This window comes from Brachybacterium netajii (SeqCode), assembly GCF_054114245.1.
In genome coordinates, this window is sequence record NZ_JBSYXB010000005.1 from 160,283 (window position 1) to 186,443 (window position 26,161).

21 protein-coding genes and 1 pseudogene are annotated in these 26,161 nt (G+C 73.5%); 16 read left to right on the top strand and 6 right to left on the bottom strand.

Translation table 11 applies throughout. The features are described from left to right. The first annotated feature begins 290 nt into the window (after nucleotides 1-290). The 11 genes and pseudogenes from ACXET9_RS11410 to ACXET9_RS11460 all read left to right on the top strand — a co-directional run bounded on the left by ACXET9_RS11410 (nucleotide 291) and on the right by ACXET9_RS11460 (nucleotide 13,690). Nucleotides 291-1,118, top strand: coding sequence for an NUDIX hydrolase (locus ACXET9_RS11410; RefSeq protein ID WP_457886715.1), 828 nt, complete (start codon nucleotides 291-293; stop codon nucleotides 1,116-1,118). Nucleotides 1,119-1,185: 67 nt separating this feature from the next. Continuing rightward, entirely contained in the window at nucleotides 1,186-2,658 is a 1,473-nt protein-coding gene (gene nadA, locus ACXET9_RS11415; RefSeq protein WP_457886716.1) for a quinolinate synthase NadA, read from the top strand. A 2-nt stretch (nucleotides 2,659-2,660) separates the two neighbouring features. Beyond that, nucleotides 2,661-4,400 (top strand): L-aspartate oxidase, encoded by a 1,740-nt coding sequence (nadB, locus tag ACXET9_RS11420; RefSeq protein WP_457886717.1) that lies wholly within the window; start codon nucleotides 2,661-2,663, stop codon nucleotides 4,398-4,400. Beyond that, nucleotides 4,394-5,272, top strand: coding sequence for a carboxylating nicotinate-nucleotide diphosphorylase (gene nadC / locus ACXET9_RS11425; protein WP_457886718.1), 879 nt, complete (start codon nucleotides 4,394-4,396; stop codon nucleotides 5,270-5,272). The genes nadB and nadC overlap by 7 nt, the downstream gene beginning before the upstream one ends. A 61-nt stretch (nucleotides 5,273-5,333) precedes the next feature. Next, nucleotides 5,334-6,560: a cysteine desulfurase family protein gene (locus ACXET9_RS11430; protein ID WP_457886719.1), complete on the top strand. Its 1,227-nt coding sequence runs from the start codon at nucleotides 5,334-5,336 to the stop codon at nucleotides 6,558-6,560. Nucleotides 6,561-6,843: 283 nt separating this feature from the next. Continuing rightward, nucleotides 6,844-8,004: pseudogene (locus ACXET9_RS11435) on the top strand (anion permease); the annotation flags it as partial. 370 nt (nucleotides 8,005-8,374) lie between these two features. Further along, nucleotides 8,375-8,623: a hypothetical protein gene (locus ACXET9_RS11440; protein ID WP_457886720.1), complete on the top strand. Its 249-nt coding sequence runs from the start codon at nucleotides 8,375-8,377 to the stop codon at nucleotides 8,621-8,623. 123 nt (nucleotides 8,624-8,746) lie between these two features. Beyond that, the gene (locus ACXET9_RS11445; protein ID WP_457886721.1) at nucleotides 8,747-9,589 is read left to right on the top strand and encodes a sugar phosphate nucleotidyltransferase; all 843 of its coding nucleotides are present in this window, start codon (nucleotides 8,747-8,749) and stop codon (nucleotides 9,587-9,589) included. Next, nucleotides 9,586-11,082 carry a galactokinase family protein gene (locus ACXET9_RS11450; protein ID WP_457886722.1) on the top strand — a complete coding sequence of 499 codons (1,497 nt, stop codon included), beginning with the start codon at nucleotides 9,586-9,588 and terminating at the stop codon, nucleotides 11,080-11,082. The genes ACXET9_RS11445 and ACXET9_RS11450 overlap by 4 nt, the downstream gene beginning before the upstream one ends. 175 nt (nucleotides 11,083-11,257) lie before the next feature. Next, complete coding sequence (locus ACXET9_RS11455; protein WP_457886723.1) at nucleotides 11,258-12,259, top strand: hypothetical protein; 1,002 nt, start codon at nucleotides 11,258-11,260, stop codon at nucleotides 12,257-12,259. A 456-nt stretch (nucleotides 12,260-12,715) separates the two neighbouring features. After that, nucleotides 12,716-13,690, top strand: a complete 975-nt coding sequence (locus ACXET9_RS11460) for an aminotransferase class IV (RefSeq protein WP_457886724.1) — start codon at nucleotides 12,716-12,718, stop codon at nucleotides 13,688-13,690. A gap of 27 nt (nucleotides 13,691-13,717) precedes the next feature. On the opposite strand, the gene ACXET9_RS11465 is transcribed toward ACXET9_RS11460, so the two are convergent. Continuing rightward, nucleotides 13,718-14,674: a sugar-binding transcriptional regulator gene (locus ACXET9_RS11465; RefSeq protein ID WP_457886725.1), complete on the bottom strand. Its 957-nt coding sequence runs from the start codon at nucleotides 14,672-14,674 to the stop codon at nucleotides 13,718-13,720. A 146-nt stretch (nucleotides 14,675-14,820) separates the two neighbouring features. Here ACXET9_RS11465 and ACXET9_RS11470 point away from each other — a divergent pair, with 146 nt between their 5' ends. The 4 genes from ACXET9_RS11470 (at nucleotide 14,821) to ACXET9_RS11485 (ending at nucleotide 17,469) form a co-directional block, all read left to right on the top strand. Further along, complete coding sequence (locus tag ACXET9_RS11470; RefSeq protein ID WP_457886726.1) at nucleotides 14,821-15,510, top strand: PTS sugar transporter subunit IIA; 690 nt, start codon at nucleotides 14,821-14,823, stop codon at nucleotides 15,508-15,510. Beyond that, a complete protein-coding gene (locus tag ACXET9_RS11475) occupies nucleotides 15,507-15,986 on the top strand; it encodes an NUDIX domain-containing protein (protein ID WP_457886727.1) in 480 nt (159 codons plus the stop codon). The genes ACXET9_RS11470 and ACXET9_RS11475 overlap by 4 nt, the downstream gene beginning before the upstream one ends. Before the next feature lie 81 nt (nucleotides 15,987-16,067). Then, nucleotides 16,068-16,982 carry an aldo/keto reductase gene (locus ACXET9_RS11480; protein WP_457886728.1) on the top strand — a complete coding sequence of 305 codons (915 nt, stop codon included), beginning with the start codon at nucleotides 16,068-16,070 and terminating at the stop codon, nucleotides 16,980-16,982. Between the two features lie 88 nt (nucleotides 16,983-17,070). Continuing rightward, the gene (locus tag ACXET9_RS11485; RefSeq protein WP_457886729.1) at nucleotides 17,071-17,469 is read left to right on the top strand and encodes a hypothetical protein; all 399 of its coding nucleotides are present in this window, start codon (nucleotides 17,071-17,073) and stop codon (nucleotides 17,467-17,469) included. A gap of 91 nt (nucleotides 17,470-17,560) precedes the next feature. Here the strand turns inward: ACXET9_RS11485 and ACXET9_RS11490 are convergent, their stop codons facing one another. Continuing rightward, a complete protein-coding gene (locus ACXET9_RS11490; protein ID WP_457886730.1) occupies nucleotides 17,561-19,201 on the bottom strand; it encodes an NAD-dependent succinate-semialdehyde dehydrogenase in 1,641 nt (546 codons plus the stop codon). Nucleotides 19,202-19,564: 363 nt separating this feature from the next. Here ACXET9_RS11490 and ACXET9_RS11495 point away from each other — a divergent pair, with 363 nt between their 5' ends. After that, a complete protein-coding gene (locus tag ACXET9_RS11495; RefSeq protein WP_457886731.1) occupies nucleotides 19,565-19,867 on the top strand; it encodes a PTS sugar transporter subunit IIB in 303 nt (100 codons plus the stop codon). A gap of 76 nt (nucleotides 19,868-19,943) precedes the next feature. Here the strand turns inward: ACXET9_RS11495 and ACXET9_RS11500 are convergent, their stop codons facing one another. From ACXET9_RS11500 to ACXET9_RS11515, 4 genes are all read right to left on the bottom strand, one after another. After that, nucleotides 19,944-20,753, bottom strand: coding sequence for a histone deacetylase (locus ACXET9_RS11500; protein ID WP_457886732.1), 810 nt, complete (start codon nucleotides 20,751-20,753; stop codon nucleotides 19,944-19,946). 829 nt (nucleotides 20,754-21,582) lie between these two features. Further along, nucleotides 21,583-21,906, bottom strand: a complete 324-nt coding sequence (locus ACXET9_RS11505; RefSeq protein WP_457886733.1) for a hypothetical protein — start codon at nucleotides 21,904-21,906, stop codon at nucleotides 21,583-21,585. A gap of 22 nt (nucleotides 21,907-21,928) precedes the next feature. Beyond that, nucleotides 21,929-23,626 carry a sodium:solute symporter family protein gene (locus ACXET9_RS11510; RefSeq protein WP_457886734.1) on the bottom strand — a complete coding sequence of 566 codons (1,698 nt, stop codon included), beginning with the start codon at nucleotides 23,624-23,626 and terminating at the stop codon, nucleotides 21,929-21,931. Nucleotides 23,627-23,992: 366 nt separating this feature from the next. Then, entirely contained in the window at nucleotides 23,993-26,128 is a 2,136-nt protein-coding gene (locus tag ACXET9_RS11515; protein ID WP_457886735.1) for a glycoside hydrolase family 15 protein, read from the bottom strand. Nucleotides 26,129-26,161 lie beyond the last annotated feature (33 nt).

The following is a 26,161-nucleotide window of genomic DNA, read 5'->3' on the forward strand; positions in this document are numbered from 1 at the left end:
CATGGCGTGTCGATCGAGTGCGGAAGGTATGCGCGCGAGGATCTCGATGCCGTTGCCGCGCCGCTGCGCCGCCGCCGTGCCGTCGCCACGCCGCCGCCGCGCCGGCGCCGCGACGTCATCACGGGAGTATCACGGAGGCGTCACGGAACGGTGTCGAAGCGCGAGTTAAAGTCATCGACCCTGTGGGCCAGGTCTCAAAGAGTGGTCGAGATGGCCACTTCTGGTCGGGGCGACCCTAATGTTTTCGCACCTGTAAAGGTTCCCGTGACTTTAACTGGAGGTGATCGTTCATGGACGCTCAGGTCGCGCTCGCCGTCTCGACGGTCATCTTCGCCCTGCGCCCGCATCCGCAGACCCGTCGGCCCGTTCTGTGGCTGCCGCTCGTTCGCCGCATTCGTGCTCCTCACCAGGGGTTATGGGCGCTTCCGGGTGGCCCCCTGGCGGCTGATGAGGGACTTGCGGCGTCCGCTGCGCGGAACCTCCGCGAGACCACGAAGCTGACGCCGCAGTACCTCGAGCAGCTCTACGCCTTCGGCGGCCTCGATCGCACCGGCGACGACGCTCGCACCGGCGACGACGCCCGTACCGGCGACGACGCTCGCACCAGCGACGATGCCCGCACCAGCGGTGATGCCCCTACGGGCGAGGGCGCGGTTCCCGCCGGGCATCCCGCCGGGCGCCCCGCCGCTGCTCCGCATGCCATCGAGCGGACCGTCTCGGTCGTCTACTGGGCGCTCGTGCGCCAGGCCGAGGCCGATGCGGGCGAGGCCGGCGTGAACGTCCGCTGGTTCGTCGCCGACGAGCTGCCTGAGCTCGCCTTCGATCATTCGCTCATCGTCGAGTACGCCCTGTGGCGCCTGCGCAACAAGGTCGAGTACTCCCGCATCGCCGCGGCGTTCCTGGGGGAGACCTTCACCTTCGCGGAGCTGCGCGGCGTCCACGAGGCCGTGCTCCAGCGCACCCTCGATCCTGCGAACTTCCGGCGTCAGATGGAGTCCTCCGGCCGCCTCGTGGCCACGGACGCCTTCCGCACCGGGGGCCGGCATCGACCGGCCCGGCTGTACCGGCATGACACCTCGATCCATCTCGCGGACAACGGACCCCTCACGGGACTGTGACCCGAGGCGGCGATCCCGGCCGTCGGCCGACCCACCGCCTGATCCCTCGATCACCACGGAGATCCCCATGACCACCACCACGACTGCGACCGGCGCGACGGCGATCGGCCTGACCGGCCTGACCGCGTCCGTCGACCTGACGATCCGCGACATCTCGGCGGGCGCCGCCGCCGGCAGCACCTGCTCGACGGAGCTGCTGGACGCCCCCTGGGACGTCGACGCCCGCGATCCCGGGTACGGGCCGGGCGCCTCGATGGCGGATCCGGTGCCGGCGGACGCTCCCCGTCAGCGGGAGATCCCGCAGGTGTACCGCGAGGCGAGCAGCGAGGAGCTGGATCGTCGGATCCGGGCGGCGAAGGCGGAGCTCGGCGACCGCGTCGTCGTGCTCGGGCACTTCTACCAGCGCGACGAGGTCGTGCAGTACGCCGACTACGTGGGCGACTCCTTCCAGCTGGCGACCGCCGCGAAGGCCCGCACCGAGGCCGAGGCGATCATCTTCTGCGGCGTGCACTTCATGGCGGAGACCGCGGACCTGCTGTCGGCGCCCGAGCAGGCCGTGATCCTCCCGAACCTCGCGGCCGGCTGCTCGATGGCCGATATGGCCGACCTCGACCAGGTCGAGGAGTGCTGGGAGCAGCTCATGGAGGTCTACGAGGACGAGCTCGACGCCGCCGACGGCGACACCCGGGCCCCGATCATCCCCGTCACGTACATGAACTCCTCGGCCGCGCTGAAGGGCTTCGTCGGCCGCCATGGCGGGATCGTGTGCACCTCGTCGAACGCGTCGACGGTGCTCGAGTGGGCCTTCGAGCGGGGCCGTCGCGTGCTGTTCTTCCCCGATCAGCATCTCGGCCGCAACACGGCGAAGGCCATGGGCATCGGCCTCGACCGGATGCCGATGTGGAACCCGCGCCAGCCTCTCGGCGGCAACGACGAGCAGGGCCTGCTGGAGGCGGAGGTCGTGCTGTGGCACGGCTTCTGCTCGGTCCACAAGCGCTTCACTGTCGACCAGATCGCGAAGGCGCGCGACGAGCATCCGGGGGTGCGCGTGATCGTGCATCCCGAGTGCCCCATGCCCGTGGTCGACGCGGCCGACGAGTCCGGCTCGACGGACTACATCCGCAAGGCCATCGAGAACGCGACGGAGCCGACGACCTTCGCGATCGGCACCGAGATCAACCTGGTCCAGCGCCTCGCCGCGCAGCATCCCGAGCACACGATCTTCTGCCTCGACCCGGTCGTCTGCCCCTGCTCGACGATGTACCGCATCCACCCGGGATACCTGGCGTGGGCGCTCGAGTCGCTGCTCGCCGGCGAGGTCATCAACCGCATCACGGTCTCCGACGACGTCGCGGTCCCCGCGCGCACCGCCCTCGAGCGGATGCTCGCGGCCAAGCCCGCGCCGCGCCCCCTGCCGGGCGAGGCGCCGACGACCGGCGCGTCGACGGCCGGTGCGCCGACGGAGGAGTCGACGACCGGTGCGCTGACGGAGGAGCCGGCGGCCGCGGCCGCCGCCGAGGGCGTCACCCGGGAGGGCTGAGCATGCGCGCCGATCTGCTGATCATCGGCTCGGGCATCGCCGGGCTGACGGCGGCGCTGCGCGCCTCCCGCGAGGCGGGCGTGCTGCTGGTGACCAAGGGCGAGCTCGCCGACGGCTCCACCCGCCACGCCCAGGGCGGCATCGCCGGGGCGATCGACCCCGCCGACAGCCCCGCCGCGCACGTCGCCGACACCCTCGCCGCCGGCGCGGGGCTGTGTGACGAGGAGGCGGTGCGGGTCCTCTGCGAGGAGGGCCCCGATGCGATCCGCGCGCTCGTCGGCCTCGGCGTCGGCTTCGACCGCGCCGACGGACGGGCGGCGTTCGACGGCGTTCCGTCGGCCGACGCCGCCTCGTCGGACGACGCCGCGTCGTCGGCCGACGGACGGGCCGGCGCCGACGAGGCGCAGCCCTATGCGCTGTGCCTGGAGGGTGCTCATTCGCGTCCGCGGATCCTGCATGCGGGCGGCGACGCCACGGGGCTCGCGATCGAGACGGCCCTGGTCGCCGCCGTGCGCGAGGCCGAGGCGGCGGGGCGGATCTCCGTCATGGAGCATGCCGCGCTGCTGGACCTGCTGGTGGTCGAGGGGCGGGTGCGGGGTGCCGCCCTGCTCGCGGCCGACGGGACGCGTCTCGAGGCGCGTGCCCGCGCGGTGCTGCTGGCGACCGGCGGTGCCGGCCAGCTCTTCGCGCACACCACGAACCCCGCGGTCGCCACGGGCGACGGCACCGCCGCCGCCTGGCGCGCCGGGGCCGCCCTCGAGGACCTCGAGTTCTTCCAGTTCCATCCGACGGCGCTGGTCGAAGGCTCCTTCCTGGTCTCGGAGGCCGTTCGCGGAGAAGGAGCGCTGCTGCTCGACGAGCAGGGCCGACGCTTCATGCCGGCGGTCGACGAGCGCGCCGAGCTCGCTCCCCGCGATGTCGTCGCCCGGGCGATCGCCCGCGTGATGGCGGACCAGGACGGGCGCCCGGTGCTGCTGGACGCCACCGCGATCGGCGCCGAGCGCCTCGCCGCCCGCTTCCCGACGATCGATGCGGCCGTCCGCGCCGCCGGGATCGACTGGTCGGCCGTGCCGGTGCCGGTGACCCCGGCGGCGCACTACTGGATGGGCGGGATCCGCACCGACCTCGCCGGACGCACCACCCTGCCCGGCCTCTACGCCGCGGGGGAGTGCGCCCGCACCGGGGTCCATGGCGCGAACCGCCTGGCCTCGAACTCGCTGCTCGAGGGCGCCGTCTTCGGGGCGCGCGCGGCCGACGCCGTGCTCGCTCAGCTCGCGGGCCCGTCCTCGCGCACGACGACGACCGCCTCGCTGGCCGCCGTCTCGGCCGATGCGGCGGCCGGCGTCGCACCGGCCGACGCCACGACGGCGGCGGACTCGTCGGCCGCCGACGCCGCCCGACCCGACGCCGCCCGCTCCGACGACGCCGCCCTCCCTGCCGGCTCTGTCGACGCCGCCCCGCCGACGCCCGGCGGCGCGGAGGAGTGGACCCGGTCCGACCTCCAGGAGCTCATGTGGGAGCAGGTCGGGCTGCTGCGCACGGGCGATGAGCTCGACGCGGCCGCCGAGCGCCTCGCCGGCTGGCGGGTCCCGGACCCCGCGACGATCACGACGCTCGCGCAGCTCGAGGACCGCAACCTGCTCGACCTCGCCCGTCTGACCACCGCGCATGCGCTCGCGCGGCCGCTGTCCGTCGGCGCCCACCACCGTCTCGACGCCCCCTCGGAGGCCCTCGCATGCTGAACCCCGTCGTCCCGCCGCTCTCGCGCGCGCAGATCGATCCCGTCGTCGCCGCGGCCCTCGCCGAGGACGCCCCCTGGGGCGACCTCACCGGTCAGGTCTTCCTTCCGGCCGACGCCACGGCGACCGCCCGGCTGACCGCCCGCGAGGACGGCGTCCTCGCCGGCATCGACGTGCTCACGGCGGCCTTCCGCCTCACCGATCCCGCCGTCGAGGTCACCGCGCTCGTCGCCGACGGCGAGGCCTTCCGCGCGGGCGACGTGCTGGCCCGCGTCGCCGGCCCCGCCCGCGCGGTCGTCCAGGCCGAGCGCATCGCCCTGAACCTCGTCCAGCGGCTCTCGGGGATCGCGACGCTCACCCGCGCGTTCGTCGAGGCCGTCGAGGGCACCGGCGTCCGCATCGCCGACACCCGCAAGACCACGCCCGGTCTGCGCGCCCTCGAGCGCCATGCCGTGCGCTGCGGCGGCGGCAGCAACCACCGCTTCTCGCTGTCCGACGGGGTGATGGCGAAGGACAACCATCTCGCCGTGCTCCGCCAGCAGGGCATCGACCTCACCGAGGCGATCCGCGGCGCCCGCGCGCAGCTCGGGCACATGACCCGGCTCGAGGTCGAGGTCGACCGCATCGACCAGATCGAGCCCGTGATCGCCGGCGGCGTCGACGTGATCATGCTCGACAACTTCTCCCTCGAGGACCTCGAGCGGGGCGTCGCGATCGTCGCCGGCCGCGCGATCGTCGAGGCCAGCGGCACCGTCACCCTGGACACCGTCGGCGCCGTCGCCCGCACCGGCGTCGACGTCGTCTCCTCGGGCGCCCTCACCCATTCGGTGCGGAGCCTCGACCTGGGCCTCGACATGGACATCGAGGCCGCGTGACGACCCGCGCGACGACCCGCGCGGCGACCCGCGCGGCGACGGGCCGACGGGCGGTCGCCCGGTGATCTACCTCGACTCCGCCGCCACCTCGCCGGTGCGCCGCGAGGCGCTCGAAGCGGCCTGGCCGTACCTGACCGGGTCCTTCGGCAATCCCTCGAGCCATCACGCGGTCGGGGAGGAGGCCGCGCGCGGCCTCGCCGACGCCCGTCGGCGGATCGCGGCGGTGCTCGGCGCACGGCGCAGCGATATCGTCATCACGGCGGGCGGCACCGAGGGCGCGAACCTGGCGATCAAGGGCCTCGCCCTGGCGACCCCGCGCGGGAAGCACCTGGTCACCTCGCCGACGGAGCACGAGGCGGTGCTCGAGAGCATCGCCTTCCTCGAACGCGTCCACGGTTTCGAGGTCTCCTTCGTCGATCCCGGGGCCGACGGCGTCGTGACGCCCGCGGCGCTGCGGGCCGTGCTACGGGAGGACACGACCCTGGTCTCCCTCGCCTACGCGAACAATGAGATCGGCGCGGTCGCGGACATCCCCGCCCTGGCCGACGCCGCCCACGAGGTCGGCGCTCTGTTCCACACCGACGCCGTCCAGGCCGCCGGCTGGCTGGACCTGCGGGGCCTCGGCGTCGACGCGCTGACGCTCTCGGGCCACAAGGTCGGCGCGCCCAAGGGCGTCGGCGCCGCGATGATCCGCGGACGCCTGCCCCTCGAGCCCCTCGTCCACGGCGGAGGCCAGGAGGGCGGGCGCCGCTCCGGCACCGAGAACGTCGCCTTCGCGGTCGCGCTCGCCGTCGCCCTCGAGCTCGCCGAGTCGGAGCGCGAGGCCCGGGTCGCCGCGACCACGCCGCTGCGCGACGAGCTCATCGCCCGTGTGCTCGCGGCCCGACCGGGCACGCTCCTGACCGGGCCGCATCCGACGAGCATGCCGGGCCCGTCGGTCGAGCCGGGCCCGTCGGCCGGACCGGCGCCGACGGCCGGACCGGCGCCGACGGGCGCACCGGCGTCGGCCGCGGGACCGGACCGGCGGCTGCCGGGGCATGCCTCCTTCTGCTTCCCCGGGGTCAGCGGCGAGTCGATCCTGCTGGACCTCGCCGAGCGCGGCGTCGTCGCCTCGAGCGGATCCGCCTGCGCGGCGGGCAGCGACGAGCCCAGCCACGTGCTCACCGCGATCGGGATCGAGCGGGAGCTCGCGCAGACCGCGGTGCGCCTCACCCTCGGCCACGGGATCGACGCCGCCGCGATCGACGCCGCCGCCCGCGTCGCAGAGCAGGTGCTCGCGGCGCGGTGACCGGCGCGGGGGACGCGGGGGACTCGCAGGGCGGTGACCGGTGCGCGGGTCGTGGGGCCCACAGGGCTGTGACCGGGGCGCGGAGCGGTCCGCGGGACAGCGCGCGCATGGCCTGCGCACAGCCCCGGCACAGCGGTGACGTGAGCCGCGCCGCGTTCCACCATCGCCGCGCTGCGTGATCTGTGTCACAAGCTGAGATGAAGTGCCAGGGTGACGGTTAACGAGAGGTGAACGCGGCTCCAACGGGTATCTCCGACCCCCCTCGGGACTGCAGACTTGCAGCATGACAGGCGAGCTCGTCATCCTGCTGCTGCTGATCGTCACCGCGGTGGCCTTCGACTTCACCAACGGATTCCACGACACCGGCAACGCGATGGCGACATCCATCGCCACCAAGGCGCTGAGACCCAAGGCCGCGGTCACCCTCGCGGCGATCATGAACCTCATCGGGGCGTTCCTGTCCGTCGAGGTCGCGATCACGGTCACCACCTCGGTGCTGCGCATCCAGGACACCGACTCAGGAGCCCTGATCTCCGGGCTCGACGGCGCGACCGCCATGTCGATCGTCTTCGCGGGACTCGTCGGCGGCATCATCTGGAACCTCGCGACCTGGCTGTTCGGCCTCCCGTCGAGCTCCAGCCACGCCCTGTTCGGCGGTCTCGTCGGCGCCGGCCTCGCCGCCATGGGCACTCTCGGGATCAACTGGAGCGGCCTGCTCGCCAAGGTCATCATCCCCGCGCTGCTCTCGCCGTTCATCGCCTGCGCGGTCGCCGCCTGCGGATCCTGGCTCGTGTTCCGGGTGACCCGCGGCATCCGCGAGAAGGAGCGCGACAAGGGCTTCCGCGTCGGCCAGATCGCCACCGCCTCGCTCGTCTCCCTCGCCCACGGCACCGGCGATGCGCAGAAGACGATGGGCGTCATCGCCCTCGGCCTCATCGCCCACGGCTCGCTGACCACCGGCGACATCGAGGCAAACGGCCTGCCCGCCTGGATCATCCTGCTGTGCGGCGGCGCGATCGCCCTGGGCACCTACCTCGGCGGCTGGCGCATCATCCGCACCCTCGGCAAGGGCATCACCGACCTCAACGCCCCGCAGGGCTTCGCGGCCGACGCCTCCTCCGCCGCCATCATCCTCACCTCCAGCCATATGGGCATGGCCCTGTCGACGACGCACGTCGCGACCGGCTCGATCGTCGGCTCCGGCGTCGGCCGCCCCGGCGGCGTCGTCCGCTGGGCCACAGCCCGCCGCATGGTCAGCGGCTGGCTGCTGACCCTCCCCGCCGCCGCGATCATGGGCGCCGCCGTCTACGGGATCGGCCACCTCGTCGGCGGCGTCGCCGGCGCGATCGTCGAGTTCGCGATCCTGGTCGCGCTCGCCGGCTACATGTACTACCGCTCGACCCTCCAGAAGGTCGACCACACCAACGTCACCGACGAATGGGACGGGACCGAGGGCGAGACGGAGCCCGAGAGCGAGAGCGAGACCCGGGCCCTGGCTGGGGTCCGGACCGGCACCGCAGGCGCCGAGGAGAGCACCGAGGGAAGCGCCCTGGGAGGCATCGCCGAGGGCGCCGCGGCGCTCGCCGCGGAGCTCACCGCGGAGCGCGTCCGCGCCGCCGAGCGGGCCGCCGCCGTCCCCGCCGCCGTCCCTGCCGCCGCTGAACGGGCCGCCGCCGTCTCCGCGGCTGTTCCTGCGACGGTTCCTGCGGAGCTCGCCGCTGCCGGCGCACTCCCGGTCCCGGCGCCGCTCACGCGGCTCGACGCACCCGTCGAGCTCGCCGTCGCCGGCCGCGCCGGCAGGACGGAGGCCTGAGATGATCGACCTCGCCTCGATCCTCGCCGGGAGCCTGCGCGTCCTCGTCGTCGGCCTGCTGCTCGGCGCGGGACTGCCGCTGCTGTTCGGCGTCGGCCTGCGACTGCGCGCCAAGGGCGAGAGCGTCGCCGTGGCCCGCTGGGGCTCCTGGGCGGTCTTCGGCGCCATCGCGCTCGTCGTCCTGTACGCGCTGATGTTCATCACCGCGAAGAGCCTCCAGCACTACCTCGGGATCACGCTCCCGTTCTGACCGCCCGGACGCCCGTCGGCCCCGTCTGCGCCGAACCCGCTCGACCGCGCCGAACCCGTCCGTCGGCCCCGTCTGCGCCGAACCCGCCTGCGAGACACCGCCCGCGCCGTAGACTCCATGAGCGTGGCAGATGAAACCCCTGGTGGGACCCCCGACACCGACGTCGTGCGCCGCGCCGTCATCCTCGCGCGCGGCCTCGGGACGCGCATGCGCCGCACCGACGACGACGCCGAGCTCGACGAGGCGCAGGCGCGCGTCGCCTCCAGCGGCGTGAAGGCCCTGATCGACGTCGGGCGCCCCTTCCTCGACTTCGTGCTCTCCGCGCTCGCCGATGCCGGCATCACCGAGGTCTGCCTCGTCGTCGGCCCCGAGCACAAGGTGCTGCGCGAGTACGCCGCCTCCCGCACCGGCGGACGGGTCCGCGTCACCACCGCGATCCAGGAGGAGCCGCGGGGCACCGCCGACGCCGTCGTCGCCGCCCGCGACTTCGCCGGCGAGGAGCGCTTCATCGTGCTGAACTCGGACAACTACTATCCGGCCGAGGCCCTGCGTGCGCTCGTCGCGGCCGACGGCGCCGCCCTCGTCGGCTTCGACCGCACCGCCCTGATCGAGCGCTCCAACATCCCCGCCGAGCGGATCCGCGCCTTCGCGCTCGTCGCGGCCGACGACGACAGCTGGCTCTGCAACATCGTCGAGAAGCCCGACGAGGACACCTTCCGCACCCTCGGCGACGCCCCCGTCTCGATGAACGCCTGGCTGTTCACCGCCTCGATCTTCGACGCCTGCGCGCGCATCGAGCCGTCGGTGCGCGGGGAGCTCGAGCTCGTCGACGCCGTCCGCCTGCTCCTCAGCGAGGGCGAGGACTTCGAGGTCGTGCCCGCCGCCGTCGGCGTCCTGGACATGTCCTCCCGCGGCGACGTCGCCGCCGTCCAGCGGGCCCTCACCGGGATCGAGGCGACGCTGTGAGCGCCGACGGGCGGACGGGGGCCGTCGGGCGGACGCGGGCCGACGGGCGGGCCGGGGCCGACGGGCGGACGGGGGCCGACGGGCCGGCCGGGGCCGTCGGGCGGACGCGGGCGATCGTCGACGCGCTGGACCGCGAGGCCCGGGACCCCACGCATGCCGACTTCACCTCCCCGCGGACCGTGCGCTGGTTCGTCCCCGGGCGCATCGAGGTCCTCGGCAAGCACACCGACTACGCGGGAGGGCGCTCGCTGCTCGCCGCGGTCGACGTCGGGCTGACCCTCCGCGGCGTCGGCCGTGCCGACCGCGTCCTCGAGATCCGATCCGACGACGCCGCCGACATCGTCACCATGGACCTCGACTCCCCGCAGCGACCCGCCGAGACCGGCGGAGGGCACTGGGGCGGATACGTCCGCACCGTCGTCGAGCGCCTCGAGGCGAACTTCCGCGGACGCCTCCGCGGCGCCGAGATCACCATCGCCTCGACGCTCCCGCTCGCCGCCGGCATGTCCAGCTCCTCCGCGCTCGTCACGGGCCTCGCCCTCGTCCTGCTGGACCTCGCCGCCGTCGCCGACGAGGAGCCCTTCCGCTCCGCCATCGCCGACGACGAGCAGCTCGCCGAATACCTCGGCTGCGTCGAGAACGGCCAGACCTACGGGATCCTCGAGGGCCGCCGCGGCGTCGGCACCTTCGGCGGCAGCGAGGACCACACGGCCATGCTCTGCGGCGTCCCCGACGCGCTCGTCCAGTACTCCTTCGCCCCGGTGCGCGCCGAGCGCGTCGTGCCCTTCCCCGCGGACCTCGCGCTCGTCGTCGCCGTCAGCGGCGTCGACGCCGAGAAGACCGGTGCCGCCCTCGAGCGCTACAACCGCGCCTCCCTCGCGGTCCGCGAGATCCTCGCCCGCTGGAACGAGGCCGGCGACCGCGACGACCCCACCCTCGCGTCCGCCGTCGCCACCGGACCCGCCGCCATCGACCGGCTCCGACGCCTCGCGGCCGACGATGCAGGCCTCGCCGCTGGCGATGCCGGTCTCTCCGCCCGTCTCACCCAGTTCCTCGACGAGTCCGAGCGCATCGTCCCCGCCGCCGCGATCGCCCTCGAGGACGGCGACCTCGACGAGCTCGGACGCCTCGTCGACGAGTCCCAGCACGGCGCCGAGGAGGGCCTGCGCAACCAGACCCCCGAGACCATCGCCCTCCAGCGCCTCGCCCGCGAGCTCGGCGCCCACGCCGCCAGCAGCTTCGGCGCCGGCTTCGGCGGCAGCGTCTGGGCCCTCGTCGATGCGGGTGCGGGTGCGGGTGCGGGGGCGGGTGCGGGGGCGAGTGCTGGTGCGGAGGCGAGTGCTGGGGCTGGTGAGTGTGGCGCGGCGGGGGCGGAGGCCTTCGCCGCTCGCTGGCTCGCCGCCTACCGCGAGCAGTTCCCCGACGCCGGGGCGCGGGCCTCCACCCTGGTCACCCGCCCCGGCGGTCCCGCCCGACGCCTGCCCGAGCGGTAGACCGGGCGGTATATGCCGGGAGGCCGGCCGAGCGGTGCGCCGGGAGGTCGACCGGGCGGGTGGTCGCAGCGGTTCGAGTGCGGGCGGTCGCGCCGCCGGAGCGCGGGTGTTCGCGGTGCGCTGACGGGGCCTTCCCCGGGCTGGCCGCGCGGCATCGCTGTGCCACGATGAGCCCATGAGCTCGCCGATGCCGTCCCTGTCCTGGCCCGTCCCCGAGGCGCCGCTGCCGATCGCGCCGCTGCGCCCCGTGCTCGAGCGCCTCGCCTCGCTCGCCCTCACCCACCAGCGCGACGTCGCCCCCATCCCCGGTCTCGCCGAAGGGGAGGGCGAGTTCACGGCCGATCCGCCGCCCGTCCTCGAGCAGATCCTCGACGAGTTCGGCGGCATCCGCGTCGGCGACCGCGACCACCTCAGCCTCGTCGTCGACGAGCGCACCGACGTCGGCCCCTACACGCTCCTCGGCGCCCCCACCAGCTTCTACCCCCTGCACGAGGGGGAGGACGTCGCCGTGATCCTCGCGATCCTCCCCGACGGCACCGCGGGCGCCGTCTACGGCATCGGCGAGGACCTCGCACTCCGCCTCGTCGCCACGGATCTCGGCGCCTACCTCGAGCGCTTCGCCGACGCTCTCGCCTCCGCCCTCGATCGCCTCGACGCCCTCGAGCACGAGGCCGACCTCGCCGCGCGGCGCGGGACCGGTGGTGGTGCTGGATCGGGTGCTGCTTCGGGTGCGGGTGCTGTTTCTGGCGCTGGTTCGGGTGCTGGTGCGAGCGACGGCGTCGACCTCGACAGCGACGAGTCGCGCGCCGAGGAGCTCGAGCGGCTCCTCGTCGAGAACCTCTACGCGACGGTGCTCGGCATCGGCGAGGACGATGAGGAGGGCGACGCGGATGAGGACGTGGATGCGGGCGAAGACCTGGTCGAGACCGGTGTCGTGGCCGGAGCCGAGGCAGGCGAGGACCTCGTCGAGGTCCCGGTCGTGCCGCTCGCCGATTTCCTGAGCGCATCCGCGGGGAGCGTGGACCTGCCGGAAGGCACGATCGGCGTCGCCGACCTGCGCGAGGCACCTGTCGACGCCTTCACCTCGGTGATCGACGCGGAGCTGCCCGGCGACCCCCTGGACTGGCATGTCGAGTGGCGCGAGGGCGGCCGCGTCGTCGCCATCGTCGCTGGCTGACACGGCGGAGTCGGCTGGGGCGGCTGCCCTGCTGGGGGTGGCCGGCCTGCTGGGGTAGCCGGCCTGCTGGGGTGGCGGCCCTGCGGCAGTCGTGGCCAAGTGGGCAGAAGTGCTCGGAAATGGAGCGCTTCAGCTACTGCTGAGGGACACTGCTCGCCTTGGCTGCAGCCAGGGGACGCTGGGCGTGCCCAAAGTGAGCCGTGGGCGGGCCGTGGGCGGTCGAGTGGCCGGTAGTGCTCGGAAATGGAGCGCTTCAGCTACTGCTGAGGGACACTGCGCGCCTTGGCTGCAGCTGAGGGACACTAGCCCGCGCTAGATGCAGCTGAGGGACGCTCCGCGAAGCTTCCCTGCCTCGGGACTGCGAGGCTTCGGTACCCGATGACAGGTCTACCCTGGGACGCACCCCATCCCCATTCCGCGCCGAGCCACGGCGCAGGGGCATACCCGGAGGTCATCATGTCCACGTCCGCTTCCCGTGCTCCCGAGCCGGTGCTGTTCCTCGTTCCCGCTGCCGGCGGCGCGGAGGGCGCAGCAGGCGGGATCGCGCGCGCGGCGGATAGCCCGGGAGGTACCGGGGAGACGCCTCAGCCGCCTTACGTCCAGGCGGATCCGTCGGCCGCGCAGCTGCTGGTCACGGACCTGGCGGCGACGCGCGGGGACGGGATCTTCGAGACCGTGGGCGTGTTCGACGGCGTGGCCGTGAACCTGCGGCCGCATCTCGAGCGGCTCGCGCGCAGCGCACGGATGCTCGAGCTTCCGGAGCCGGATCTCGAGGTCATGGCCGACGCGTTCGCCGCTGCGGTGGATGCCGCGATGGCTGATCCTGCGGTGGCCGCGCATCCGGCGGTCCCGGACCTGACCGTCCGCATCATCGTGACGCGCGGGGTCGAGGGGACGGGCGTCCCGACCTGCTGGATCCATGCGAAGCAGGCCGACGACTACTCGGCCGCGCAGCAGGGCATCCGCGTGGACACCCTCGACCGCGGGATCCCCACGACCGCGCCGGAGACCAGCCCGTGGCTGCTGGCCGGGGCGAAGTCCCTGTCGTATGCGATCAACATGGCGGCGACCCGCGAGGCGCATCGGCGCGGGGTCGACGACGTCCTGTTCGTCGCGAGCGACGGCTACTGCCTCGAGGGTCCGACGTCGACGCTGCTCATCCGCAAGGACGGCGAGTACCTGACCACGCCGGTCGATGCGGGTGTGCTGCCGGGCACGAGCCTGGGGTCGATCGCCGTGTTCGTCCGGGGCGAGGGCGGGGTGCTGCGGGAGCAGCTGCTGACCGTCGCCGACGTCGCTGCGGCCGACGCCGCCTGGCTGCTGTCGTCCGTGCGCCTGGCTGCGCCGATCACGCACCTGGACGGGAAGGAGTTGCCCGTGGATCGCGAGACGACGGAGCGGTTCCAGCTGGTCCTGCGCGGAAAGGCCTGATCAGCCGCCCGCCCGCGCGGTCCTCGCTCAGACTCCCGCGAGGATCGCGCGGGCGAGCTCGTCGTCGAGGATGGCGGTGCGGATGGCGCCGCTGCGGAGCACGCCGGCGACGCCAGGGGCCTTCTCGGCGCCGGCGGCGACGCCCACGACCTCGGGGATCCGCAGGAGCTCGGAGAAGGTGACGGCGAGGACGCGCTGGTCCGTCGGCGCTCCGAGCGGGACGCCCGTGGCGTCGACGAAGCGTCCGCAGACGTCGCCGACGGGATGCTGCGCGGTGAAGGCGGCGCGCTCGTCGTCGTCGAGCTTCATCAGGCGCAGGACGTGCGGGGAGGAGTGCACGCCGAGCGAGCCGATGCCGACGACGGCGAGGTCCACGCGGGCGGCGTCGGCGAGGAGCGAGCCGATGCTGGATTCGGCGCGGAGGGTCGACACGGCGGTCGCGGACTCGAGGACGGCGGGGGCGTAGAGGGTCTCGGGGCGGGAGCCGAGGCGGGAGGCGAGGGTGCGCAGGACGGACTCCCCGTCGGCGAGCTCGTCGAGCGCGCTGTGCCCGCCGACCAGCGGCAGCACCCGCGGGGCGGGGCGCAGGTGGAGCGTCGGGAGCTCGGCCACGATGCTCTGCACGGTCTGGCCCCAGGAGATGCCGACGGAGGAGACCTGCGTGGCGCGCTCGGCGATCACCGCTGCGCCCTCGCGGGCGACGGCCGCGGTCCCGCTGGTGCGCGGGGCGGAGACGACGTGCGCCTCCCGCAGCCCGAAGGCGGCGCGGAGCGCGCCCTCGAGGGCCTCGTCGCGGCGGGGCGGCCCGTCGGGGTCGTGGATCGAGATCTCGACGATCCCGCGGTCGCGGGCCTGCGTGAGGATCCGGGAGATGTTCGAGCGGGACAGTCCGAGGTCCTGGGCGACCTCCGTCTGCGAGCGGCCCTGCTCGTAGTACAGGCGGGCGGTCCGGACGATGACGGCGGTGTCGCGCGGGGCGGGCATGGAGGCTCCTGGGATCAGCGGCTCGGCGGGGCGGGGATCCGGACCAGCGTACGAGGCGAGGGACCGACGGGCGCGGAGGAGGCACGGGACGAGCCGTCGGCGGAGGAGTCGACGTGACAGAATCGAGCGGACGACCAGGAGGCTCCATGACCAGTCAGCGACGACCCGGCGACCCCGAGCGCGAGCCCCACCGCGAGCGCGAGCCCCACCGCGAGCGCGAGCCCCACCGCGAGCGCGAGCCCCACCGCGAGCGCGAGCCCCACCGCGAGCGCGAGCCCCACGACGAGCGCGAGCCCCACGACGAGTACGGGGCCCGCGACGAGCATGGCGAGCGCGACGAGCAGCTCGACGTGCTGCTCGCCGTCGCACGGCTGGACGTCGGCGACGACGAGGATGCGCTGCGGTCCCTGGCGGGTCGTCTGCTGGACGCCGGTGCCGTCGCCGTCGAGTTCCCGGAGGCGCTGCGTCGCCGCGAGGCCACCTATCCGACGGGCCTGCCGACCCCGGTCCCCACCGCCATCCCGCATGCGGATCCTGAGCATGTGGTGACGCCGGGCCTCGTGATCGCGACCCTCGCCCGGCCCGTCGCCTTCGGCGAGATGGGCGGATCGGGCAGCACCGTCGACGTCGAGCTGATCGCGATGCCCCTGCTCACCGACGTGCGGGCGCATCTGCGCGCTCTGCAGGCGCTGATGGGCCTGCTGCGCGACGAGGCGGCAGTGCGGGATCTGCTGGAGGCGTCCGACGACGAGGAGCTCGCCCGTCGGGCCCGCGCCCGCCTGACCGCGCCAGGCGGCGGCGAGCCGGGCGGCGGCGAGTCTGGCGGCGACCTGTGAGCCCCACCGGCAGGACGCCCCGGGTCGCCGTGAAGGCGCTGATCGTGCGCGACGGCCAGGTGCTCATGAACCGTTCCCGCACGCCCGACGGCCAGTACCTGTTCGAGCCGCCCGGCGGCGGGCAGGAGCACGGCGAGGACCAGATCGCGGCGCTGGAGCGCGAGTGCCGCGAGGAGATCGGCGCCCGCGTCGAGGTCCACCAGCTGGCGTGCTTCTATGAGGTCATCACGCGTCGTCGGCTCCTCGACGGCGGCTCGATGCCGCTGTTCCACCAGGTCAACATCGCCTACTGGTGCGGTCTCGCGGAGGGGGAGGAGCCCGGCGAGGGCACCGATCCCGACCCGCGCCAGGACGGCACCGCCTGGCTGCCGATCGCTCGCCTCGCCGAGCACGACGTCCGCCCGCGCGAGCTCGCCGACTGGCTCGCAGCCGATCCGAGCTCCCGGCCCGTCTCCCTCGGCGCCGTGGCGGTCTGAGCCCCGCCGCTCCCGCCGCCCCGCCGTCCCCCCTCGTTCCGTTCCCACCCCTTCTCCCCACTCTCACCAGGAGCATCGATGATGAACGCCCCGACACCCGCGAACGACCCGACTCCCGCGACCCCCGCATCGGCATCCGCATCCGCCTCGGCCTCGGAGCCGCGCATCCCCTTCGCCGACGAGCGGTCGATCCCGCAGCTCGGCTTCGGCGTCTGGCAGGTGAGCAACGACGAGGCCGCGGACGTCGTCGTCACGGCGCTCGAGGCCGGCTACCGCCACATCGACACCGCCCGCGGCTACCGCAACGAGGAGGGCGTCGGCCGGGCGCTGCGGGCCGCCGGCCTCCCGCGCGACGAGGTCTTCGTGACCTCCAAGTGCCCCAACCAGGATCAGGGCCGCGACAACGCCTTGCGCTCCTTCGACGAGACCATGGCCGACCTCGGCCTCGACGTGCTCGACCTCTACCTCATCCACTGGCCGACGCCCGAGAAGGGCCTCGCCGCCGAGACCTGGCAGGCGTTCGTCGAGCTCCAGGAGCAGGGCCGTATCCGCTCGATCGGCGTCTCCAACTTCCGTCCCGAGGACCTCGCGCTCATCGAGGCCGAGACGGGCGTGCGCCCCGTCCTCAACCAGATCGAGCTGCACCCCTACTTCGCCCAGCCCGAGCTGCGCGCCCACCACGCGGAGCTCGGCATCGTCACCGAGTCCTGGTCGCCGCTGGGGCAGGGCGGCGGCGAGCTCGCCGACCCCGTCGTCACCGCGGTCGCCGAGGCCCATGGCGCGAGCCCTGCGCAGGTCCTCATCGCCTGGAACCTGGCGCTCGGGAACGTCGTGATCCCGAAGTCCGTCACGCCCGCGCGCATCGTCGAGAACCTCGCCGCCCGCGACCTCCGCCTGAGCGCCGACGAGGTCGCCCGCATCAGCGCCCTCCACCGCGGCCCCTCCGGCCGACAGGGCGGGGACCCCGGCTCCTTCGCGATCGCCCAGGGGGTCTGAGCCTCCGCTCCCGCATCTCCGGTGCGCCGGAGATGCGGGAGCGCCTCCGCGGTCGTACGCTCGGGGACTACGGGTCGAGGAGGATACGATGGCTGATCAGAGCGCAGACCGCTGGGATGACCGAGACGGTCGGGGCGGCCGTGATGGGCGCAGCCCCCAGGAGCGCGGCTTCTCCGGGCCCGACGGCGTGGAGAACGCCGACCGCATCCTCGAGCTCGAGCGGGAGGAGCGCCGCGACGCGGCGACCCGGGCGGACTTCGCCCCCGACTTCCCGCGCGATCTCGGCGAGGAGGACCTCGCCGCCGCCGAGCAGGGCAATCGCGACGGCGACGAGATGACGTCCGACGGGGACGACCCCTACGAGGCCGCCGAGCTGTCCGGCGACGCCGACGACGACACCGACGAGTACGCCGACCCCGACGCCTACGGCCGTCCCCGCCCGGGCTTCCGCATCGAGGACCCGAGCCGCCACGGCGAACGCCGCTGAGCGCCCCGGCGCGATCGCTCCGGCCCGACCGCCCCGGCACGATCGCTCCGGCGCGCGAGACGGGGTGCCCCGGCGGCTCCGCGGGGCCGCCTCAGAGCGGGATGCGGATGTAGGTGCGCTCGACGTACTCGTCGAGGCCCTCATGCGACCCCTCCCGGCCGAGGCCTGACTCCTTGACCCCGCCGAAGGGCGCCGCCGGGTCGGAGGCGACGCCGAGGTTGACGGCGACCATGCCGGACTCGATGCGTCCGGCCGCACGGGTCACCTCGCCGAGGTCCTCGCCGATCACGTAGCTCATCAGGCCGAACTCGGTGTCGTTCGCCGCGGCGATCATCTCCTCGACGTCGTCCATGACGATGATCGGCGCGACCGGCCCGAAGATCTCCTCGCGGTTCACGCGTGCGTCGCGGGGGACGTCGGCGAGCACCGTCGGCGCGTAGAAGAACCCGCCCGACGGCGTGCCCGGCGCCGCGCCGGAGGACCCGCCCGACGGCGTGCCCGCACCGTCGGCCGCGTCGCTCGCGCTGCTGTTCCCGTCGTCGGCCGCGCCGCCGATCGCGAGGCGCTCGCCGCCGACGAGGACCCGCGCCCCGCGCTCCACGGCGTCGGCGACGAGCTCCTCGACCTTCGCGACCGCGGCGTCGTCGATGAGCGGGCCGAGCGTCGTCGCCGGGTCGATCCCGGGGCCGACGACCAGCGCCCGCACCTCCTCCGCGAGGCGCGCCGTGAACTCCTCGGCGACGGAGGCGTGGACGTAGAAGCGGTTCGCGGCGGTGCAGGCCTCACCGTTGTTGCGGAACTTCGCGGGCAGGGCGGCGGCGACGGCGGTGTCGACGTCGGCCGAGGGCAGCACCAGGAAGGGCGCGTTCCCGCCCAGCTCCATCGACGCCTTCAGCACATGCTCGGAGGCCTGCGCGAGGAGGGTGCGTCCGACGGGCGTGGAGCCCGTGAAGGAGATCTTCCGCAGCCGCGGATCGGACGTCAGCGTCGTCGACAGCGTCGCCGAATCCGAGGTGACCACGCAGTTGACGACCCCGTCGGGAACCCCCGCGTCCCGCAGGATCTCCATGAGCAGCAGCGACGTCAGGGGCGTCGCCCCCGCCGGCTTGAGGACGACCGTGCAGCCGGCGGCCAGCGCCGGCGCGATCTTCCGCGTCCCCATCGACAGCGGGAAGTTCCACGGAGTGATCGCGAGCACCGGGCCGACGGGCCGCGCGACCGTGAGGATCGCATGGTCGGCCGCGGGCGCCCGACGCATCTCCCCGCCCAGCCGCACCGCCTCCTCGCTGAACCAGCGCAGGAACTCGGCCCCGTAGGCGACCTCGCCGTAGGCCTCTGCGAGGGGCTTGCCCATCTCGAGCGTCATCATCAGCGCGAGGTCGTCGGCCCGCTCCTGGGCGAGCTCGAAGGCGCGGCGGAGGATCTCCGAGCGCTCCCGCGGGAGCGTCGCCGCCCAGGCCTCCTGCGCGGCGACGGCGGCGTCGAGGGCGGCCCGTCCGACGGACGCCGCGTCGGCGTCGACCACCTGCACGAGCGTCCGGCCCGTGGCCGGGTCGATGACGTCGAAGGTCGGGGCGTCGGAGGCCGGCGTGTCGGAGGTCGTTGCGTCGGAGGCGCCGCCGACGAACGCGTCGCCGACGAACGCGCCGCCGACGAAGGAGCTGCGCGGGACGCGTCCGAGCAGGTCGGCGATGCGTTCCGGGGTGGCGGCGGGACGGGATGCGGCGGTCATGCGAAGCTCCTCGGGCAGGGTGCAGATCCGTCCCTCCATCCTGCGCCTCGGATCGGCGGGGCGCGAGCGGATCGGCGGAGCGCGAGCGGATCGGTGGAGAGCGAGCGGATCGGTGGAGCGCGAGCGGGGCGGCGGGGGTGCGGCTCCGTGGCTCCTCCGGAGCCCGTGGGTCCCGCGGCTCCGCGGCTCTCCTGCGATGCATGACCAGGATCTCGTCCCTGCGAGTGGTCGTCCGACGCGCGGAAGGGGCAAGATGGATCGGCCGCAGATGCAGCCGCACGCCGGTCTGCCGCTCGTCCTGGACAGGACGCGGCGGGACCCGACGGCACTGCTCTGAACCAGTCCATCAAGGAGCAGCAGTCCATGAAGAAGGTCCTCGTCGTCTGCGGAACGGGTGTCGCCACCTCCCAGATCGTCGCGAAGAACGTCCGCGAGCATCTGCTGCAGGAGGGCATCCAGGCATCGGTCACCCAGGCCCGCGTCATGGACTTCGCCCTCGACGGGAACGACCCCGCCGGTGCGAGCTGCGCCGCGGACTCCGACCTCGTCGTCGCCACCACTGACATCCCCGGGACCTGCACGGCCCCCGTCATCAAGGCGCTCCCGCTGCTGACCGGCTACGGCCAGGCCGAGTCCCTCGACGAGATCGCCGCCGCCCTGCGCTGACCTTCGGAGCGGCGCCGGACCCCCAGGGCGTCGTCGGCCCTCAGCGCGGCGCTGGCTCTCGGCGCGGCGCTGGCTCTCAGCGCATCGCGTCGGACGCGGTCCTGAGCTCGATCTCCTCGCGGATCGCCGGATCCGGGTGCGCGCCGCGTGCGGTGAAGTAGGCGTCCGCACGTTCCCGATCCCAGCCGTGCGCCTGCCGCAGACCCTCCGCGAGCATGCCCAGATAGGCGGGCGTCGGCTCCGTCGCCGGCATCGCGCGCACCCCGTCGGGCGCCGTGAACGTCAGCATCGGGACGCCCTCGCGCTCGCCGACGCGCAGCATCGTCTCGTACCGTCCCGGCCCCGCGGCATACCGGTCGCCGACAGCCCCCTCCCGGATCAGCTCCCGCACCGCGGCCTCGAGCGGATCATCGTCGGCGACCTCCCGGTGCATCTCCTGCACGGCGACGTCGACGAACTGCTCCACGCTCAGCAGATAGGCGCGCGCAGGCGTCGGCCCCTCCGCGTCATGGTCGTAGAAGGCCATCCCGCCGTCCCACACCCGCGAGCGTCCGCCGAAGTGCAGCCGACCGGGCAGGACCACCCCCGCATCCGCCCGCGGAGCGGTGCGGTCCCGGCACCCCGTGTATCCGATCAGCGCCCCTTCCGGCCGCCCGCCGCGGATGTAGCAGGCCAGGCGGTCGGCGTTCATGTTCGAGCCGTAGCTGACATACCAGACCAGGTCGGGGCCGACCGGGTCGGTGGCCGTGTCTATGTCTGTGCCCGTGCCTGTACCTGTACCTGTGCCCGTGCCCGTGTCGGTTGCGGTGACGTCGGGGTGAGCGGTGGCGTCGGGGTGAGCAGTGGCGATGGGGGAAGGGTCGGTGGCGCGGCGAGCTGAGGACATGATCCGTCCATGGTGCACGCGAGCGGAGACGAGGTCCACGTCCCCCGGCGCTCCCGTCGGCGGAAGGAGACCGGGCCCACGGGACCACGGGGCTATGGGGCAATGGGGCTCGGGGAGCCACTCTGGGTCGAAGGGGAGCGTCATCCCCGGGGGGATCTCGTCGGGCGGGGGCGTCATCCTGAGGGAGCCCGTCGAGTGGCCATGAGCTGTAGCTAAAGCGCTCACTTTCCGGGAGCTTCCGGCCACTGGAGGTGGCGGGTGCGGGGGCCCAAGGGGCTGGAGGCTTCAGCGGGGGCAGCATCGGTGGTGAAGTGCCGACGGCGGTGCACCGGTGGTCGAGGGGCCTCGCCGGTGGTCGAGTGGGCATGAGCTGTAGCTAAAGCGCTCCATTTCCGGGTGCTTCCGGCCACTGGAGGTGCGGCGTGGGCGTGAGCGCAGGCGTGAGCAGGGGCGCGGGCGGGTGCGGGGCCGTGGTGGCTGGAGGAGGTCTGCAGGGGGAGCGTTGGCGGAGTCGGCGGAGGGTCGCTGGAGTTGAAGCGTCAGCGGGGTAGCGCCCCTGGTCGAGTGGGCATGAGCTATAGCTAAAGCGCTCCATTTCCGGGTGCTTCCGGCCACTGCCCCGGGGCGCGCTGGATCTGGACGCCGAGGACGACGAAGACGCCCAAAGATGCCGAGGACGACGAAGTCACCCAAAGATGCCGAGGATGACGAAGACGCCCCGGGCATCCGCAGCGTGCGGATGCCCGGGGCGTCCCCGGAAGGCGGCTCACGCGCTCACGCGCTCAGGCTTTCAGCCCCTCGAGCCCTCAGCCCTCAGACGCGCAGCCCCTCAGTCGAGGCCGGCGATGTCCTTGGGCTCCTCGGCGCCTTCCTCGTTGTCCTGGACGATCATGCGGATCGGGTCGAGCTTCGCCCAGAGGAAGAAGAGGGCGGCGACGACGACCATCGCGATGCCGGCCCAGAGGTTGGCGTTCATGCCGTCGGTCTTGGCGGATTCGGCCGCGTCGAAGGCGAACAGGCCCATCAGCGTGAGGATCGCGCCGAAGAGGCCGACGAGGGCGCCGATGAAGTTGCGGATGTCGAAAGCGCCCGCGGTCTCGACGGCGGCGGACGGGGCCGACGCGTCGGCGCCGTTGTCCTTGTGTGCACTCATGAGTTCTCTCCTCGTTCCGTGCTCAGGCGAAGACGACGTTCAGGATGATGACGAGGGCGAGGCCGATGCCTGCCATCGGCACCGGACGACGGTAGAAGGGCAGGGCCTTCTCCTCGGGGTCGACCAGGTCGGTCTTCGGGGTCTCGGAGTAGACCAGGCCCTTGAGCTCGTGATCCGGCTTCGGGGTGGTGAACTGCGTGACGATCACCGAGACGATGATGTCGACGATGAAGGCGGTCGCGGCCGAGACGAAGGCGAGGCCCTGGCCGGGCAGCTCGAAGACGCCGAAGAACGTGGAGGAGCTCCAGAGGATCACGGCGGCGACGGTGCCCGAGACGAGGCCCGCCCAGCCGGCCGTCGGCGTCATCCGCTTCCAGAACATGCCGAGGATGAAGGTCGCGAACAGCGGGGCGTTGAAGAAGCCGAACAGCGTCTGCAGGTAGTCCATGAGGTTGGAGAACTGGCCGGCGATGAGGGCGGTGAAGATGGCGATGACGCAGGCGGCGGCGGTCGCGATGCGGCCGACCTTGATGTAGTGCGCGTCGGGCGCGTCCTTCTTCACGTACTGCTCGTACAGGTCGTAGGTGACGACCGTGTTGAAGGCGGAGATGTTCGCGGCCATGCCGGCCATGAACGCGGCGAGCAGGCCGGCGATCGCGACGCCGAGCAGGCCGTTGGGGAGGACGTCGCGCATGAGCAGCAGCAGGGCGTCGTTGTAGGTGACGCCCGTGGCGGCGGCGCCGGCGGCGTCGCCCGCGTAGTCGAGCTGCTTGAACTCGGTGAGCTCGCCGACGAGGACCGCGGCGATCATGCCGGGGATGATCACGATGAAGGGGATGAACATCTTCGGGAAGGCGCCGATGATCGGCGTCATCCGGGCGGCGGTGATGGACTTCGAGGCCATGGCGCGCTGGACCTCGACGAAGTTCGTCGTCCAGTAGCCGAAGGAGAGCACGAAGCCGAGGCCGAAGACGATGCCGACCACGGACAGGACCGGGCTGTCGAAGCCGGAGAGGGCCTGGCCGGGCCAGGTGTGCAGCTGCTCGGAGCCGAGCATGCCGTCGCCGGAGATGCGCTCCTTCATGCCGCTCCAGCCGCCGACGCGGTGCAGGCCGATGAGGGTCAGCGGCAGCAGGGCCGCGACGATCACGAAGAACTGCAGGACCTCGTTGTAGATGGCCGCGGAGAGGCCGCCGACGGTGATGTAGAAGAGCACGAACGCGGCGGCGACGATCAGGCCCACCCACTGGGGCCAGCCGAGCAGGCGGTGCACGATCGTGGCCAGCAGGTACAGGTTCACGCCGGCGATCAGCAGCTGCGCGAGCGCGAAGGAGAAGGAGTTGACCAGGTGGGCGCCGGTGCCGAAGCGCATGCGCATGAACTCGGGGACCGAGCGGACCTTGGAGCCGTAGTAGAACGGCATCATCACGACGCCGAGGAACAGCATCGCGGGGATCGCGCCGACCCAGAAGTAGTGCATCGTCGGCATGCCGTACTCGGCACCCGTGGCCGACATGCCCATGATCTCGACGGCGCCGAGGTTGGCGGAGATGAAGGCGAGGCCGGTCACCCATGCGGGCAGGGAGCGGCCGGAGAGGAAGAACTCGATGGAGTTGGAGACGCCGCGCTTGGCGAACCAGCCCACACCGAGGACGAAGACGAAGTAGAGCGCGATGATCGCGTAGTCGATCCACTGCGCGTCCAACCGGATGTCGACCATGGTGGCCCTTCGGGGTCGGGACGGGGGCACCGTCGCCGGACGCCGAGGGGGCGCCGCAGGGCGGACGCCTGAGGAGGCATCCACCTCGAGCGCGCGTGCCGCGTCCTCGAGACGGTGCGGCGGGTGGGGACCGCCGGTCCGTCACGCTACCACCGGATCGCACCGATGCGGTTGCGACTCTCGCGAATCGCGAGACAGGGAACCGGTTGCATGGTATAGGCCTCTGGCGTGCACCGACACAAGTCCGGCGGCCGACGAGCGTCCGGCCGACGGGCACCCGGCCGACGGTCGCTCGCTTCGACGGCTGCCTGGCCGACGGAGCCCGGCCGACGGTCGCCCGCCTCGTCGGCCGTCTCGTCGGCCGCCTCAGGCGGTGGCGGTGGCGCGACGGGCGGTGGCGGCGGCGCGACGGGCGGCGGCGACGGCGTCGACCGCGCGCACGAGGCCGAGGTGGCTGAAGGCCTGCGGGAAGTTGCCGGCCATGCGTGCGGCGCCGACGTCGTACTCCTCGGCGAGGAGGCCGAGGTCGTTCGCGCAGCCGAGCAGGGTCTCGAGGAGGCGCTCGGCGTCGGCGAGCCGGCCCGAGGCGGCGTGCTGCTCGACGAGCCAGAAGCAGCACACGAGGAAGGGGTGCTCGTCCCCGGGCAACCCGTCGACGCCCTCGGCGGAGCCGCGGGTGCGGTAGCGCAGGATCAGGCCCTGGTCGCCGACGGCGAGGTCCTGCTCGATGCGGGCGACGGTGGCGAGCATCCGCGGGTCGTCGGCCGCGAGGAAGCCGGTGCGGGGGATCTGCAGCAGCGAGGCGTCGACCTCGGGCGGGCCGTCGAGGGTCTGGGTGAAGGCGCCGTCGGGGCCGACGCCGCGGGTGAGGACCTCCTCGCGGAGGCGGTCGCGCAGGTCGCGCCATCGGGCGAGCTCGGCGTCGGACGCCGGCAGGCCGTCGCGCTCGACGGCCTGCACGCCACGGTCGAAGGCCGCCCAGGTCATCACGCGGCCGTGGGTGAAGAAGGCGGGGTCGCCGCGCATCTCCCAGATGCCCTGGTCGCCCTCGTCGAGGTGCGCGACGGCGAAGCGCAGCAGCGCCTTCTGCAGCGGCCATGACCAGGGCGACTCCTCGATCCCGGCGCCGCGCATGGCGTCGAGGGCGATCATCACCTCGCCGACGACGTCGGCCTGGTACTGGTCGGCGGCGCCGTTGCCGATCCGCACCGGGGCGGACCCCTCGTATCCCGGCAGGTGCGCCAGCTCCTGCTCGCGCAGCTCGCGGTCGCCCGTGACCGCATACATGATCTGCAGGCGCTCGGGGTCCCCGGCGATCGCCCGCAGCAGCCATTCGCGCCAGGAGATCGCCGCGTCGACGTGCCCGTGGTCGAGCAGGGCGGTGAGGGACAGGGCGGCGTCGCGCAGCCAGCAGAACCGGTAGTCCCAGTTGCGCACTCCGCCGAAGTCCTCGGGCAGGCTCGTGGTCGCGGCGGCGACGATCCCGCCGGTGTCGCGATGGGTCAGGGCCTTCAGCGTCAGCAGGGAGCGCTGCACGAGCTCGTCGTCGGCCGACGGTCGGGTCGCCGGGCTCGCCGACGGCCGGGTCGCCGGGTCGGCCAGCGGTCGGGTCGCCGGGCTCGCCGACGGGCGGGTCGCCGGGGCCGACGGACGGGCGGCCCGGTCGGCATGCTGTCGCACCGGGTCCAGCCAGCGGGTCCAGGCGCGGAGCGTGGACTCGAGCGCGGGGCCGACCTCCGTCGCGGCGGGCACCGGCTGCCAGGACGGGAACCAGGTCAGGACCCAGGAGGCCGAGGCGGCGCCATCGGCGGAGGCAGCGCCCGCGCCCGCGCCAGAGCCGGCGCCGGTGCCGTCGGCGGAGGACGAGCCGGCGCCGTCGGCGGCGATGCGGAGGCGGCCGCGATGCCGGTGCCCGTCGGGGTGCAGGCGCGGACCGTGGAGCACGAGACCGTCGCCGCCCGCGACGGCGATCAGCGCGTCCTCGCCGGTGCGGTCGGGCCCGCGCCGCACCCAGGGAACCGCCTGTCCGTACTCGAAGCGGATCACGAGCTCGCTGATCACCTCGATCTCGCCGTCGGTACAGGTCACCGTGCGGATCAGGTCGGCCTGGTCGGCAGAGGCGGCGTCTGCGTCGCCGCTGCCGCCGCTGCCGTCGACGGCGTCATCGCCGCCGCTGCCGTCGCCGTCGCCTGGATCCGGGCGTGCGTCGGACGGAGCGGCGGGGACGGGCATGAGCTCGGTGACGATCGCGCGGCCGGTGGGGGAGCGCCAGGTCGTCTCGAGCACCATCGAGCCCGGCAGGTAGCGGCGGGAGAGGACCTCCCCGTCGACGATCCGCAGGGTCCAGTGGCCGTGCTCGGGCGTGCCGAGGAGCGAGGTGAAGATCGCGTCGGAGTCGATGCGCGGCAGGCAGAGCCAGTCGATGGTCCCCTCCCGGGTCACCAGCGCGCACGAGCGCTGGTCGGACAGCAGGGCATGGTCTTCGATCCGCGGCGTCGCCATGGGGCCAGTGTGCACCCGTGCGGTCCGCCGGAG